Source organism: Pseudoalteromonas aurantia (assembly GCF_005886875.1).
Taxonomy (GTDB): Bacteria; Pseudomonadota; Gammaproteobacteria; order Enterobacterales; family Alteromonadaceae; genus Pseudoalteromonas; species Pseudoalteromonas aurantia_A.
In genome coordinates this window covers 1-16461 of sequence record NZ_PNBY01000089.1, presented here as the reverse complement: position 1 = coordinate 16461, position 16461 = coordinate 1, and the positions used below count along the sequence as shown (strand labels likewise).

The window sequence follows — 16461 nt, the reverse complement described above, 5'->3', positions numbered from 1 at the left end:
AAGTAGCAGTGATGAGGATAACACAATGACTGAACAACTTTCTTTTCCGGTTTCAATGGCCCAACAAGGTATGTGGCTCAGTGAAACATTGTTTTCTGGTACAGGCCATAACCATGTATGCCAGGGATTTTTGATTGATAAGTCAGTTCAAAATGAGCTGCTTGAAAAGGCAATGTCGCTTATCGTGGCGCAGCAAGAGTCGCTGCGTACTATTTTTAAGTTTCAACAAGGTGAAGTTAAACAATACATCTTACAGGATCTTGACTGGGGTATTGAGCAGTTTGGTTGCGCAAAGCATGAAGAGAGCGAGTTGGTGCAGCGCTTAACTCGAGAAAAGTTTAGTTTGTCAACTGCGCCGTTGTTTCGAGTGATCCGTCTCGTGCAGCCAGAACAGGACAAGTTATTATTTATTTTTCATCATATTATTACAGATGGTGTTTCTGCCGAGATATTTAAACGTGAATTATGGCAAAACTATCAGGTGCTTGCGCAGGGGGGCACACCTGAATTAGTCGAGCTTGAGCTACAGTACGGTGATTATGCCGAATGGCAAGTTGAGCAGCTCGGTGAAGAGCAGGCTGAACAGCAATTAAACTATTGGCGTGATAAATTGGCCAATGTAACACCATGTACTTTTCCTGCAGATAAAGTTCGACCTGCGGTACCAAGTTTTCAAGGAAGGCAACTGGAAATTGCTTTACCAGCGGATGTGGTCGAGGGTGTAAATACGCTGGCAAAGCAGCAGTTAACCAGTACGTTTAACGTCTATTTAAGTGCGTTTAAGGTATTAATTTGTCGCTATGCACGCCAAGAAGATATTACCGTAGGTTCGCCTATTGCTGGGCGCGATTTAGCTGAACTTGACCCGATTATTGGCTATTTTGTCAATACGGTGGTTTATCGTACGCAATGTAATTTATCACACAGTTTTAATACCTATCTTGACCAAGTAAAAAATACGGTACTGGACGCATGGGAATATCAGCAACTGCCTTTTGCCAAGTTAGTGAGTGAGACTTATGGGGAGCGCAGTCTAGAGACATCGCCATTTTTTCAACTGATGTTTGCTTACTATCGCCATGATGCTCAAACTGATGCGGATATGTCACTGCAGGGCGTAAAAAATTGGCAAGTGCATAATGAGACCAGCAAGTTTGATTTGACATTATCACTTGAAGATAGTTTAAATAGTGTGTCAATGGCGCTGGAGTACAGTACTGAATTATTTGACCCGCAAACTGTTAAGCGTATTGCTGCATCATATACGCAGTTATTAACGTCTATTGTGAGAGAGCCATCCATTCCTCTTTATCAGCTACCCTTGTTGAATAATGATGCAAAGGCATTGCAAATTGCGAGGTTTTCTTCAGCATCAGTCCCACACCTACCTCAATCTAGCAGTGTTTGTGCAAAGTTTGAGCATATAGTGGCACGCTTTGGCGACAACGAAGCGGTGTTGGATGGCATGAGCTCACTGACATATAAACAATTGAATAAACAGGCCAACCAGCTTGCTCATTATTTGCTTACAGTCAAGCCAACTCTTGGGCAGGGAAGCAAAGTTGCCGTTGCTTTATCTCCTAGCGTAAATACTATGGTGACTATTCTAGCTGTATTGAAAGTAGGTGCAGCGTATGTCCCAATAGATCCTACTGCAGGGCAGCAACGCTTAGAATATATTTTAGATGATGCGAGTGTTGATGTCGTGATTGGCAACCAAGGTAGCCTGTCATTATTTGCGCAGCGGGGTCTCCAATTAGTTTGTTTAGATACTGATGCTGGGAGTATTTTTAACTGTGATGATAGTAACTTAAATATATCTATTGAGCCTGCTGATCAGGCATATATGATCTATACCTCGGGTTCAACAGGAAAACCCAAAGGTGTGATCACCACTCATCATAATGTACTCAGATTGTTTAGTGCGACGGACCACTGGTTTGAATTTAATAGTCACGATGTGTGGAGTTTGTTCCATTCTTGCGTGTTTGACTTTTCTGTATGGGAAATGTGGGGCGCATTATTATATGGGGCTAAATTAGTTGTTATCCCTAAAGAAGTGTCTCGTGCACCGGATGTATTTGCACAATGGGTTGAAAAATATCAGATTACGGTTTTAAATCAGACACCTTCAGCATTCAAACAGTATGCGGCTGTGGGGCAGCCTTATCATTTACGTTATGTCATTTTTGGTGGTGAAGCATTAGATATTCCTTCCGTATCACATTGGTTTGAACAGCACTCAGAAAAGCAGACAAAGCTTATTAATATGTACGGGATCACGGAAACAACGGTACATGTTACTTATCAAGAGTTATCAGCAGAATTGCTCGCTAATCGTATCGCAGCACCGATCGGCGAAGCAATTCCTGATTTATCTATGTATATTCTTGACCAGTGGCTACAGCCCGTCCCTGATGGCATGACTGGTGAACTATTTATATCGGGTGACGGTGTTGCACAGGGGTACCATAATCGTGCCGAGTTAACCGCGGATCGTTTTTTAGAAAATCCATTTAACAAACGCCAACCAACTTTGTATCGGTCAGGGGATTTAGTCAAAGTCGATAATCAAGGTGAGCTCATTTACCAAGGTCGCGCTGATCACCAAGTTAAGATCCGAGGGTTCAGAATAGAATTGGGTGAAATAGAAAGTGCTTTATTAGGGTGTGACCTGATTAATGAGGCCTTAGTATTAAGTTATGATGCGTCGCAGCATGGCGCTCAATTAGTGGCTTATGTTGTATGTGAGCAACTTAACGTACAAGCATTGCGTGACCAACTAGCCAAAACTTTGCCTGAGTATATGGTACCCGCTATTTTTATGCCATTGGAAGAATTCCCATTAACCATCAATGGAAAAATTGACCGTCAGGCTCTCCCTGAGCCAAAAGTAGACAGAAGTATACTTGCGGATGAGTTTATTGCACCAAGTTCAGCCATCGAAGTGGCAATTACTAAAATTTGGCAGCAAGTATTGAATACAGATACAGTCAGTGTGAGTGATAACTTTTTTGCACTCGGTGGCGATTCATTGCGTGCCGTACAGGTAAACGAGTTGCTGGAGCAGCAAGGGATTGTATTGCCTCTGGAACAAATCTTTAAGACACAGAGCATAGCTACATTGGCTGAGTATGTTAGTCATAATGATGCAGACTCTATGGGGGTAGTAAAACAGGTTTCTGCTTTTAGTATGATCAGTGACGTGCAGAGGGCAGTGTTACCTGATGATGTGATAGATGCTTACCCACTAAGTGGTATGCAAGCGGGGATGTTTTACCACATGATGTTGGCACCCGATTCGAATATCTATCATTGCACAGGAACCTCCCATATTTGTTTAGATCATAAGCTCAATCAAGTATTGTTTAACGAAGCTGTACAGGAGCTGGTGGCACATCATGAAATATTGCGCACCGGTTTTGATCTGCATAATGCTTTCCAACCTATTCAATGTGTACATGAACACGCTGTGCTTCCTGTTGAATTTACAGATATTTCAGCCTTGAATGAAGAGCAACAAGAAGCTGAGGTTTTGGCACTTATCGAGCAAGAAAAAGCCTCACCATTTGATTTGACTCAACCAACACTACTGCGTTTTTTCATACAAAGCCGTAGTGAAACGAGCTTCCAATTTACTATGACAGAGTGCCATCCTATTTTTGATGGTTGGAGTTATCACTCTCTTATTGTTGACGTATTTAACTTATACGCAGAAAAAATGGGTCGTCGCGCCAAGACTGCGTTACCTGAGCTAAACTGGCGTTATTCAGATTTTGTTGCAACAGAAAAGGCCACCATTAGTAATCCACAAAGTATTTCTTTTTGGCAGAACTATTTAGCAGATTTTCAACCGCTTACACTGCCACTGCAAAGCGATGCTATGTGTGAATCAAAGCAGCTTCGTGCGGTACATTTACGTATTGAAAATAACGTGTATACCGGTTTAAAAACACTCATGAAAAAAGCGAATGTACCACTGAAAAGCATATTGCTTGCTGGTCACATTAAGGTAATGAGTTTGGTGAGTGACCAGCACGATATTCTTACCGGGATCCCTACTAATGGTCGTTATGAAGGAAAAGGTGGTGATAAACAATATGGTTTGTTTATTAATACCTTGCCTTTTAGACAAAAACTCAATGATGGTTCATGGCAAACGCTTATTCAGCATACTTTTGCGCTTGAATGTGACCTTATTCCACATCGCCGTTTTCCTTTGGCAGAAGTACAGCGTTTGGTTGGCCGTGAGAAGGCTTTGCTTGAAGATGTGTTGTTTAACTATATGGATTTTCATGTATACGAGGCGCTATGCCCGGAGCTGGGGTTGTCTGTAAAAGATAATCTGCGTACAGATCAAGTTCACGAAGGCACTAACTTTGCTTTAACCGTCCACTTTCAGCATTTGACTTTGTCTTCTGGGCTAAAAGCCAATGATGTGTCTATACAATTGGATTATGACAACGATTTATTGACCCGAGATCAAGTTGTAGCACTCGGCGAGTTATATTTAGCGGTTTTTGAACAGATGGCACAAAACCCGCAAACTGAGCATCAATTGTTTACGCATGGTGCGCTAGTAGCGGCACAATGTAGGAATGATAATGTCGAGTGTGGCGCAGTTTCAGCGCCAGCGAGCGTGGTTTTTGAAGCGAATAGTGAGCAGGAGGAAACCACACAAATTGACAAAGCATTAATCCAAGGAGTGCGAGAAACGTGGCAAACATTACTGCAAAGTAATGTGAGTGACTCAGATAACTTCTTTGATGCAGGTGGCCACTCGTTATTGTTTTTACCACTGCTAACTCAGCTCAAGGCACTTCCTGAACAGCGAGAAGTAAGCGAATTAGTCACAATTGCACTCGGGGAAATCACCACTTTAGATTTGATAAATTACCCATCTATTGAGCAGTTTTGCAAATTTATCTGTGGTACTCAATCAACTCAGCTACCACTGAATAGTAGCAAACTTAAAAGCAAACAAGATGCGCGAGCTCGAATGCTCAAATTAAGAAACCGGCAAGGAAAAAGGGCATAGTATGGATACGGTGACAGGGCTTGAAGTTGCAATTGTTGGTATGGCTGCACGCGTACCTGGCGCTAACTCTTTAGGTGAGTATTGGGATAACTTATTAGCAGGAAAAGATATACTAGAAATGCAGAAGCAGTGTTACCCGCAGCAAAGGGGTAACTTAGGTGGGGTATTGGACAATGTGCATGGGTTTGACGCTAGCTTTTTTGACATAGCAGCCCGAGAGGCGTGTTTGATGGATCCCCAGCTTCGTCATAGTTTAGAAATTAGCTGGCAGGCATTGGAAGATGCTGGGGTGATCAATCAGCGCAGTGATGTGCCTATTGGTGTGTATGCAGGCGCGCCGACGAGTGCTTACTTAACGCATGGGGTTAGCAATAAAGATCGCTTAGATAGTGCAATAGAAATTGACGAGTTAATTCATCATAATGCCCAGGAGTTATTTGCCAGTAAGTTAGCCTATCAACTTGGCTTAAATGGTCCGGCTTTGTCGTTAACAACAGGGTGCTCGACATCATTTGTATTGCTGCACTATGCTTGCTTAGCACTTAACGGAGGGGATTGTGAAGCGGCGTTAGTGGTAGCAAGTCGTATAGGTTATCCTCATTACGAAGGGTATGCATCTACGCCGGGAGGCCCACTGAGCCCTGATGGGATATGTCGACCGTTTGCAGAGCAAGCCACAGGAATGGTGCCTGGTAGTGGCTCATTAGCAGTAGTATTAAAGCGGTATGAAGATGCATTGGCAGATGGTGACCGAATTTACTCTGTGATCAGAGGCAGTGCGCTTAATAATGATGGAAGAGATAAACTCGGTTATGCAGCACCATCAGTGAATGGTCAAGCAAATGTAGCCGTTGCTGCAATGCTCAATGCTGATGTTGAAGCAAGTGAAATCGCGTATGTTGAGGCGCATGGCACGGGTACCAAGTTGGGTGATGGGATTGAGCTTCGAGCTCTACAGCAGGCATATATGCCAGCTGTAGGTAGTCAGACTATCACCATTGGTTCGGTAAAAGGCAATATTGGCCATTTGGATGCAGCATCTGGATTAGCCAGTCTTGTGAAAGTAAGTTTGATGTTACATCATCGAACACTGCTACCCATGATTAATTGTGAAGAGCCATTGGCACAACTAACTTCGCCAGAGAGTCCCTTTTGTATTCAGCGTGAAGCGACCTCTTGGCCAGAATCGAAGCCGTTGATTGCTGGTCTGAATATTTTCGGTATTGGTGGGACTAATGGTCATGTTGTACTTCAATCTCATGAGTCGGCCCCACTTCGGGTATCGAATGCTCAAAAGCAAGTGCTATTCATTAGTGGTAAAGATCCTCAGGCCGTGTTGCGAAATCGCGACGAGCTATGTGCCTGGTTGAAAAGCAACCCTAGATATAATGCAAATCAGCTGAGTTGGACCTTGTATAACTGTAAAGTTGCAATGCCTTATCGGGCGATTATGAGCATCTCCTCGAACAATGATGTTCAAGTTCTTAAAACAATTAATAAAAAAGATGTAATTAAAGCTGATGGCGAACAAATTGTTTCGATACGAACACTATCTCAAACGGAAATAGTTGCTTGGCAGCATTTAGTTGAGCGGGATGAAGCATTGAGTCTTCTCTTTAAAAAGCACCTGTCTGTACTTTCACCGCAATTGGCAACGTTATGTAGCTCACAATCTCTATCTCATGAACTACGCATCAAACTGGATGAAAGCGTTCAGTTAACGACCCAGTTTAACCACGCAGTATGGCTGAGTTTACTCTCTAGATTATCACAGCTTGGTATTAAGTTTAGCAAGCTGCATGCATCTGGCGCTTTGTTTATCACCATTGCGCAGTGGGTTGGTCTTTTAACACCTACTCAGGCTCTATCTCTATTGAAGCAGCACACAATTTCAGATGTAGCACAATTGCCCGCTAGTTGTTCTACCAGCCTATTCTATAATGGTTCAAATGACGTTATTACAGCAAACGATTGGCAAACAAATACATTTTGGCAAACCTTGTTTGGGAAAGAGCCTGAAGACCCATTAGCTAAATTTGAGCAGTGCCCGTTATGCATTAAAACGGATATTTCTTTAATAGTTGGGGAATTATGGCAGCATGGGTTCTGCTTTGATAGTGAACGCTATTTTAGACAGCGCTTTGCACCGATGTCAATTCCGGGCTATGCATTTTCGAAAACCAGTTATAAGTTGCCATTACACAAACACCAAAGTACCCAATGGCTGCAACAGCTCTGGCTGAAAAGTGACGCAGAGCCACAAGAAAATCAGCAAATAATTGTACTTATGCCAAAAGGTAAAGCCGCACGTAAAATGCGCAGTTGTTTTGACCCAGCTGATAAGGCTGTCTGGTACGTGCACACGGCCAGTAAATTTGAAGCAGAGAATGATAACACTTTTTTTGCTGATTTAACTCAAATCGAACACTTAAACTCAATCGAGCAGCATGTGAAAACTTGCGTTAAATCATCGATTACTTGGGTAGATGCAAGATTAAACTTGTTTGAGAGCAAGCCTGAAGGTTTGATTAATATGATGCTTGATTACGGGCTTCGAGATAGTTGGCAAATACTCGATAAGTATTTAAAGAAGCGGGCAGAGCAGTGGGAACTGCTCTATATCACTCAAAGCCATCTTTCTTGGAAAACGAGTAATCAATTAGGTCACTGTATACTCGATTATGTTACAGCTCAATATCAAGACTTATCGCTTGATGCCCCGCCTCATACGCTTTTATGTGAGTTGGAAAAAGTGAACGTTAAGCGACAAGCTGCACCTATATCAAGTTCAGTCCTAACGCATGTATCTAAGAGTAAAGCGCGACAATTTAAAATAATGCATAAGCAATTGTTTCGTTTATCTCATACTCGGTCAAATTTGATAGGCAATACCAACATAAGGTTTTCTAAAATCTCACTGCTCGGAATCGAGCGTCCAAATGGGGTTACTGTTGCATCAGAGTTACCGGCTTTGTGTGATCAAATCGTGGTTATTCTACCCTTTGGGTTTCCAGAAAAACAGAGTTGGTCGCAGTGGTTACAAGCGCATGTAGAAAATAACTTGTATAGTCAGATCATCTTGCTTTTTGATCGTTGGCACCAAGAAGGGATTGAGTTTACATGGCATATTCGCAAGCATAAGCAAGCACTTTATAAATGCTCTAAGTTGCTCGGCAGTGATATGTGTATTAACTTGATTACAACCGAATCAGGAATTAGCCAACCCGAAAATTTGCTTGAGCAACAAGCATTGAATGAGGAGTTCACTCAGTTGTTGAGTAAATTGGCGCAGTGCACCCCTTTACTTAGTGCAATGGTACTATTACAGGGGCCATGTACAGCAAGCTTAACGAATAGTGCTCAATGGTGGCATAGAGGGTTAGACCAGTACACGTTTGCCAGTGCTGTATTTGCTAATCATGAATTAAATGTTCAAGCGCTTTCAGAGTATCTAAGTGTATTGTCTCAACCTGTTCATCAACTGCTTATTGATGAAGCGTTACTGAGTGAAGGGTTATCAAATAAACTGAGTGAGCAGTCTTTACAGCAAGAGCAACAAGGTTATGCAGCCCGCCCAGCGTTGGATATTCCATATGAAGCACCAAAAACTACGTTAGAGCAGCAAGTTACACAAGTTTGGCAGAGCTATTTTTATTTATCTCAGATTGGCCGTAATGATGACTTTTTCATGCTGCACGGGCACTCTTTGTTAGCGCTTAAAATTATTAATCGTATAAATGATATGTTCGCTACGAAGCTGACACTGCAAAATATACTCGAAAGACCAAGTATCGCAAAGTTGAGCAAATTAGTGTTGGCACATACATCAGCTAAAAGTGATGGAGTGACATCATGAAGATCCGTATTGATAATAATAGACAAAAGATCCCCTTAACGAATGGACAAATGAGTTTTTGGTATATTTATCAATTGACAAAGGAAACTGCGAATCATTTCTTGCCCTATGAATTTGATGGTCCGCTGCAAACGGAGCATCTTGAAAAAGTGCTAAATACACTGCTACAAGATAATGAAATACTTAGAGTATCGGTGAGTGATTGGTGTGCGATTCAATACGTATGCCCTTACGAGTATTTTCACCTCCCCTACGTTGATTTAAGTCGCTTCAGTGACAGTGCGATAGCGACTGCTATGGGAGAGTTATTTTTAAAGTATTGTGCTCCTAATTTTGACTTGATGAGACCGCCATTACTTCGAGCCTGCCTAGTGAAACTAGCGCCACAGAAACATTTACTTATGTTGATTACGCCGCACTTCGCAATGGATGGTGCAGCGCTTCATCAATTAGACATTGAGTTGCGCACTTTGTATAAAAAAGCCTTGCAGGGAAAGCCACTAAGAACGACCGGTAAGCTTAGTTTGGCAAGTTATATCTCACAAGAGCAGGTTAAAAAAAACACACAAAGTGAAAGTGCAGAACAATTTTGGTTGAAGCAACTAGAAGGGATTGAGCATACTTATTTTGACCAATCATTATTAGATATAAGTAATTGCTGTAGGCGAGGCGTTTTTATCCCGCTTAGTCAGCCGCAGTTAAACCTGATTGGACGCTGGTGTTCAGAATATCAATTGACTCAGCAAATGGTGTTTTTGGCGTTATTCGCAAAAGTAATATCAAAAGTAACAGGTAACACTAGCCTTTGCCTTACAACCGTTCAAGAGAACCGAGATATCGATGGGGCGAGAGAGTTATTTGGGGCGTTACTGACTTCGCTTCCCATTCCTATACGAAATTTAGATACACAGCCTTTTGACGAACTTTTTGCGCAAGTAAAAAAAACAACGTTGGCTGTTTATGAATATCGACATGTATCTTGGAGTACTCCGTTATCTATTCTCGGAGAAAATAAAATACAAAACCGTCCTTGGTGGTTAGAAGTACTCACTGCTTTCAGTGGTACTTATCATTTTATGAGTCAAGAATCCGGTCTATCACCTCTCGCACTGAAAGACTTTGCTACCATTGCAGCAGCTGACATTGAAGATAATAAGAACGTTAAGCTTTTAGGTCCCCAATGCCGAGCCATGACCATTAACGTTAACATGCTACCATCTTTTTATGAGCCAAAAAACCAATTCAATGAAGCGTTAGATCTTGATCAGGAAACTTGCCAGATAACCCTTCAGCGACAATTAGATTTTCCATTACCCCCAGATGAAAGTGAATGGGAAAAAGATGTTTTAAATTTCTATATTGAAAATCACGCAGTGAAAGGTCCAGGTATTCGTGTATCGCATCAATGCCTCACATCAGACGCAGAGCAGTTGCTAAAAGAAGAGTTTGAGGGGGTACTTGAAGTTGAACTGTCAGATGGTGACCACAAGTTTGCATCTGGTATTTGAGTACATTAAATCCCCATTAGTAAGACATTGTAAGGAGGAGACCAAATTGGTCTAGATTTGATTGACCTACAATGGGGAAAATTTATACTCAAAGTGTAGAAAAGAACACCAATCACATAGGTGTGTTCATGAATATTTACTGGTGAGAATATATCAATGCATCCGATAATTAAAAGTGCAATAGGACTTTTTATCGTTTTATTTGTTGCTGTTGTTTGGTTTTCTAATTATGAACGACAAGCGGTAGAAATTATCAATCAGGAAAACGTTTTATTCGGGTCGCTCGTAACGCCTAAACGAAAGAGTAATGAACTACTTCCCGTGGTTATTTTTGTGCATGGTGATGGGCCAATGTCCAGCGGTAGCTACGGCTATTACGAGCCACTTTGGCAGGCACTCGCCAATGAAGGGGTCGCCTCTTTATCTTGGGATAAACAGGGAATAGGCGGTTCACAAGGTCATTGGCTAGATCAAACTATGGCGCAGCGAGCCGATGAAATCAGTGCCGCCATTGATTGGGTAGAAAACCAGCCAAACCTAGATCCTGAGCGAATTGGAGTGATCGGCTTTTCTCAAGCAGGTTGGGTCTTACCTAAAGTGTTGGCGAATGATAGCAGGTTGAAATACGCGATAATGGTATCTACAGCGGTTAATTGGCAGCAACAAGGTCATTATCAAACTTTACAGCGTTTAACATCGGTAGGCCAAGAGGGAGAGCAACTTCGAGAGAATCTGGAGTATAACGCTACACTGGATGGCTTACTTAATGAGCAGGTGCCATATAACACATATAAACAGTTTACTGAGAGTCGTCAGCCAGAAAGCTACGGTGGTGGGGTTCTGAGTAAAAAGCGTTATGAGTTTGTCGTAAACAATATGGATGTTGATGCTCGAAATGAGCTATCTGGAGTTATTCAGCCAGTGTTGGCTTTATTTGGTGATTCGGATGACGTAGTTGATGTTAAGAATAGTATTAGACATTACGAGGAAGAGCTTTCAGGTTTATTCCGTTATAAGGTTTATGAAAATGCTGACCATGGCTTATTTAAAAATGAATACTTTTCAGATATTCGCCGTGATTCGATATGGTTTGGCATAAAAATGAATTGGCTCGGTGCAGATGCGATGGCAGACAGCTTCATAGAGGATGTGACGGGATTCGTGAAAACGCATACTCAGTTGTATATTGAAGAGGTGAATATCAATGCAAAATGAATTTACAACTTGGTATGAAAAGCAACGTGAAGATTTGTTGTGGGGTATGTTTGTCTCTTGTCTATTAGAAGTGCTTGCTATCTTTGCTGTGATGCTTTTACTCACTCCTTATTTTGAAACGCTCAACATATTTTGGTATGGATTCTTTTTCTTATTCATTCCTTTTTATATATTTTCTGAGGCGTCATTGGCGTTAGCAAAATTAAGGTGTATTGCGCAAGCAGGGCATACTCAGTTCAGTGATATTATCGTTTCATCAATAAGTGATAAACCTATTTTTCATCAATGGCAATGTGTCAGCACTCGAGCACTTTTAGTGACATTGTTCGCCGCAGCTGGATGCGCGATGGCATATTTTTATAGCTCAAAGACTATGTTGGTGATGTTATTACTCGCCTTACTAACTGGGATGGTTATTTTTATAGGGAGCGCACTTGTATTTGAACGTTATGCAAAAGCACTCGTTGCAGGTTCATTTCAACAGGGCAGAGATCCTAAACCGTTAAGCGAGTCTGAAACTGTTGACTTTTTAGTGACATATCATTTGTTGCCTTGGTTAATATTTGCTACCTGTGTGTTTGGATTGCTGATGAGTAAGTATTATTTAGGTTATGTCGGAGAGGTTGGGGAAATTAGTCTGTCTAGTCTTGCCGCATATAGCTATGCTAGTTTCTCCTTTGTTGGTTTTTGGTGTTGCCACAACGTATTACAATCGATTCAAGTCGATATGAAATTGCAGCCAATGTTTTTGTCAGGCACAGATAAGTTCACCTATTCAGAATTAACCGGCATGATCTTTGGTATCGGGTTTATCGCGTGGTTAGCGTTGTTTTTTATAGGCTTTTTTGTCCCAGTAATAAGCAGTGGGATATGGCTAATTTTAATCGCGGTAAGTACTATTATATTTGCAGCTATTGTCGGGATCCTGGCGGCTGTACTTTTTGCCTATCACAAGCTTCAGCAGTCGTTACTTTCGCCTGTAAGTTCTTGTTCAAATTCATATAAAAGATCAGTATAGAAAATGGGGTTATTAGAGACCCTTTAAAAAATGCGTATATGACATTTTTAATGAAAGAATGACAGGGGTCGTTTTAATTTGAGTATTACAGTGTGTGACCATTTGGTTTAGATGCTCAGTGACAATGACGGTGTTTGATTCATAAGCAGGTATGCTTGGGTTCATAATAGGTGTTTTATGTAGTTTGATTTATCGGTGTTTTGGAGTGAATTGTGAAGCATTAGCAGTTGTATAGGTGATATTGACCTAAGATAGCCAAAGTTAGTGATACTACCTCACAATAGGATCATGCATTACGCAATAAAGTAAGGGAATATAGATGCAACAAGAAGGGAATGAATTGACGAATTTAGGCGGTAAGAACTCTGTAGTGTTCAGTCGTTGGAGCCTCTATATTGCGGTGTTTGGTTTGATTGGTGCGTTGGTCCTAATGCTCGATAGCGCACCGTATGAAAATATTACTCAAGATTTTACGACAGATCATTCAAATCGTTCAGGCGCGCTTATTATGCCTACAAAGGTGTCCTCACCCAGAGGGCTCATGATTTTTGTACATGGCGATGGAGCCATGGGGCGCAGTGCTTTTGGTTATTACTATCCTTTATGGCAGCGGCTTGCAAAAGAGGGTATAGCATCTTATTCGTGGGATAAAGCAGGTGTAGGTGGTTCTGAGGGCAATTGGCTTGAGCAAAATATGCAAAGTCGTGCTAATGAAATACTTGATGTAGTTATTATGCTTAGGAAGCAGCCACGGTTTAAAGATATTCCAATTGGACTCATAGGGTTTTCACAGGCAGGGTGGGTAATGCCTAAAGCGCTGAAAGAGTCTTCAGAACTTTCCTTTGCTGTTTTTGTTTCAACACCCATAAACTGGCTAAAACAGAGCGAGTTTTTAACACAAACACGATTAAAAAGGGCAGGCATCACTGGTAAATCTAAATCAGAAAAAATGAAGCATGCACAAGATGTGTCGAAATTGATTGCTGAAGGGGCGAAATATGATACGTATTTAGACTTTTTAGAACGTACTGCACCAAACGCAGTAGAGTCGGCAATGAACAAGTCGCGTTACCAATTTGTGCAAAAAAATATCAATGTAGACTCAGAGCTTGAGTTAAGAGAAATACATCAGCCGTTGTTTGTCGCATTCGGTAACCACGATGTGAATATTAACGTCGCCAATAATGCAGCACACTTTGAACGGATATTTACACAAAACCCTGCCCAACTAAAGCTAAAAACATACCAAAATGCAGATCATACATTACTTAAAAATAGTGAATTTGGCCACTTGACACCGTCTCTTTGGTGGCTAATTAAAGTGTCTTTATGGGAAGAGGATGGTTTTTCTGAGCGATTTGTAGATGATGTTATGTCGTGGCTAAACCTTCAAATTACAAAATTGTCACAACACGCTCAATAGGTCAAAGGAGCATAAAAATGAATCAAATTTTAGATCTTATAAAAGCTCAATCTCCAAGATACCTACTGAGAATATTGATGCTGAGTGTATTTGAAGTCGTTGTCATTGTATTGTTATTTTTTCTCACTAAGCCTTATTTTGCGTCGTATCAGGTTTTTTGGTATCTGCTTTGTCTAATTATGGTACCCGCTTGTGCTTGTTCGGTTGCAGTAAATGGTTTAACTAAAATTGCTTCACAGGTGATGGTGCAAGCAAAGCACTTAAATATAACTATTACTGATACTAACAATGAAAAACTTGTGACATCAGCATGGCAATATATTAGCTGGAAGAAGGTGCTAGTGATGGTGTCTTGTGGCGTATTAATTGCGCTATGTTATAGCGAAAGTGCAAAGAGCTTTACTGATTTGCTTGTATTGTTCATTGCTATCATCATCGCTACTTTCGCGTGTGCAAACTGGGTGATCATTAATGCATCAGTACCTATGTCTGTTGCCGTGTATAAATCGTACCTAGTACGTAGGCGAGTGTCTAATGACACAAAAACAATTGATCATTGTATTCGCTTTCACTTGCTACCTTGGGCAGGTATTGCATCAGCGACACTCCTTACTTTTTTTGTGAAATACTATTTGGGTTTGGCAGATGAAAGCGGTTATGTAGAAACGGGTTATGTTATTGGTAGTAGTTACATTTCAGGTGTATTTGTTGCTGTTTGGCTGTGGCTTGAAGTGGGACAGATGGCTCGGTTGGATCATATTCTAGGGCGTATACATTTGGCTGGTATTGGACATGTTACGGGATCAGAAGCCTTTAGCTTAATTATGTTTGTGCCAATTGGGCTAGTAATGTTTTTAGCTGCTTTTAACGGTTTTTTTGATATAGAGAGTTATCGATATCAAACGGCAATAATAATGAGTGTGTTATTAACATTGCTGTGTGCGCTAACGGGAGTAAGTGTTGCAATATTAAAGTTATGCGCCAGTCGAACTTTGAAAAAACAGCCATTAAAAGAAGTAGTAGACAGGTAATGAAAAAGGAAACTCAACGTCTACGCGTTAACTACTTAGACAATTTGCGTGCTTATATTATGTTACTCGGTGTCGTAATCCATGTTGCTATGTTGCAAATGGTGTCTGAGACACCACAAAAGCTGCGTGAAAGTGGCTTGAGCGAGTGGGCTGATATGCTGGTTTTTGGAATACATAGTTTTAGAATGCCATTATTTTTTATTCTGTCAGGGTTCTTTTTAGCAGCGATTTTGAAGCGCAAAGGATTAAAGGCAACGCTAAAGTCGCGCTTACTAAGGATTGGTGGACCTCTTTTGATCTTTTCGCCGTTAATGTCCTTTTTACTGGCATTCATCATTTTGGAATACTTACAGGTAATGCAAGTCAATGGGGTTTATGTTGATCCAGAGTGGCTTGCTAAAGCGCAGGAGTATCAGTTCAATTTTGCGCATTTGTGGTTTTTATATTATTTACTACTTTGCCATATAATCATACTCCCGTTTGTTTATAAGCTCACATCAAGCAAAGTTCACCTCTTAAAAAAGTTAAGGTATTGGGTTGGTCACCCCTCAATGGTATTTTTTTATACCTTACTCATTGCGTATTTAGATAGCTTTTATGATAAAGGCATGATCCCAGCTGAAGGTCACCTCACACCTAATTTCTTACAGTTATTCCATTATCTTCCCTATTTCGCTTTTGGTTTTTTTATTTTTAAATATAGATGTATATGGCTTAAACACTACCAGCGTTGCTGGGGTCGTTATACTCTTTTAGGTTGCTGTATGATGTTTGCAACTTTGGTGGCGATAGAGCCATTTCTCAATGATGCAGGTGAGCAATTTGATAATTTTATCGTGGCTTATTGTTATGGCCTTTGGGGGTGGTGTTGGAGTTTTGCATTGTGTGGGTTTTTTAAGCAGTGGATCAATGGTTATCAACCTTGGCTTAGATATTTATCAGACAGTGCTTATTGGGTTTATATTATCCATTTGCCAATAATACTCTTGATCAGTCACGCTATTTACGATTATACGTGGCATTTTTATATAAAAATGTTAGTTAATATTGCAATCACATCTATTGTATCAGTTATTAGTTATCAGTTACTCGTACGATATACTTGGCTGGGCCAGCTATTTAATGGGAAGCGTATGACGCCAAAGTGGCGTCGGGTGACAACCAAAAAATATGAACAAATTTAGTGACGATTGGGGACGATAAATTCTCAGCTTAATTTTCTATATAGCTTGTGTGTTATTTTACTGTGATGATGACCTATTTTGGTATTCATATATCTAGCAATTGACTGTTCTTTGTCAGACTTGAACGTTTTGCTTTTGGTCGTAATATCTAAGGTGCTCAATTCATGATGTACCTGTACCTGTACCTG

General features: G+C 40.9%; 8 protein-coding genes. All 8 read left to right on the top strand.

The window, feature by feature from the left end; genetic code table 11:
* Positions 1-25: 25 nt before the first annotated feature.
* The 8 genes from CWC18_RS16530 (at position 26) to CWC18_RS16495 (ending at position 16273) form a co-directional block, all read left to right on the top strand.
* Positions 26-5038: a non-ribosomal peptide synthetase gene (locus CWC18_RS16530; protein WP_138675714.1), complete on the top strand. Its 5013-nt coding sequence runs from the start codon at positions 26-28 to the stop codon at positions 5036-5038.
* A gap of 1 nt (position 5039) precedes the next feature.
* Positions 5040-8894, top strand: a complete 3855-nt coding sequence (locus CWC18_RS16525) for a beta-ketoacyl synthase N-terminal-like domain-containing protein (RefSeq protein WP_138592968.1) — start codon at positions 5040-5042, stop codon at positions 8892-8894.
* The gene (locus CWC18_RS16520; protein ID WP_138592969.1) at positions 8891-10402 is read left to right on the top strand and encodes a condensation domain-containing protein; all 1512 of its coding nucleotides are present in this window, start codon (positions 8891-8893) and stop codon (positions 10400-10402) included. The genes CWC18_RS16525 and CWC18_RS16520 overlap by 4 nt, the downstream gene beginning before the upstream one ends.
* Before the next feature lie 156 nt (positions 10403-10558).
* Positions 10559-11617, top strand: coding sequence for an alpha/beta hydrolase family protein (locus tag CWC18_RS16515; RefSeq protein ID WP_138592970.1), 1059 nt, complete (start codon positions 10559-10561; stop codon positions 11615-11617).
* Positions 11607-12635 carry a hypothetical protein gene (locus CWC18_RS16510; protein ID WP_138592971.1) on the top strand — a complete coding sequence of 343 codons (1029 nt, stop codon included), beginning with the start codon at positions 11607-11609 and terminating at the stop codon, positions 12633-12635. The genes CWC18_RS16515 and CWC18_RS16510 overlap by 11 nt, the downstream gene beginning before the upstream one ends.
* A gap of 319 nt (positions 12636-12954) precedes the next feature.
* Entirely contained in the window at positions 12955-14058 is a 1104-nt protein-coding gene (locus tag CWC18_RS16505; RefSeq protein ID WP_138592972.1) for an alpha/beta hydrolase family protein, read from the top strand.
* A 17-nt stretch (positions 14059-14075) separates the two neighbouring features.
* Complete coding sequence (locus CWC18_RS16500; RefSeq protein WP_138675713.1) at positions 14076-15089, top strand: hypothetical protein; 1014 nt, start codon at positions 14076-14078, stop codon at positions 15087-15089.
* Positions 15089-16273, top strand: coding sequence for an acyltransferase family protein (locus CWC18_RS16495; RefSeq protein WP_171041139.1), 1185 nt, complete (start codon positions 15089-15091; stop codon positions 16271-16273). The genes CWC18_RS16500 and CWC18_RS16495 overlap by 1 nt, the downstream gene beginning before the upstream one ends.
* The last annotated feature ends 188 nt before the right edge of the window (positions 16274-16461 follow it).

Bases quoted from the DNA above. Each gene is read 5' to 3' on its own strand.
- CWC18_RS16495 (WP_171041139.1), top strand. From the start codon at position 15,089: ATGAAAAAGGAAACTCAACGTCTACGCGTTAACTACTTAGACAATTTG.
- CWC18_RS16525 (WP_138592968.1), top strand. From the start codon at position 5,040: ATGGATACGGTGACAGGGCTTGAAGTTGCAATTGTTGGTATGGCTGCA.
- CWC18_RS16505 (WP_138592972.1), top strand. From the start codon at position 12,955: ATGCAACAAGAAGGGAATGAATTGACGAATTTAGGCGGTAAGAACTCT.
- CWC18_RS16520 (WP_138592969.1), top strand. From the start codon at position 8,891: ATGAAGATCCGTATTGATAATAATAGACAAAAGATCCCCTTAACGAAT.
- CWC18_RS16500 (WP_138675713.1), top strand. From the start codon at position 14,076: ATGAATCAAATTTTAGATCTTATAAAAGCTCAATCTCCAAGATACCTA.
- CWC18_RS16530 (WP_138675714.1), top strand. From the start codon at position 26: ATGACTGAACAACTTTCTTTTCCGGTTTCAATGGCCCAACAAGGTATG.
- CWC18_RS16515 (WP_138592970.1), top strand. From the start codon at position 10,559: ATGCATCCGATAATTAAAAGTGCAATAGGACTTTTTATCGTTTTATTT.
- CWC18_RS16510 (WP_138592971.1), top strand. From the start codon at position 11,607: ATGCAAAATGAATTTACAACTTGGTATGAAAAGCAACGTGAAGATTTG.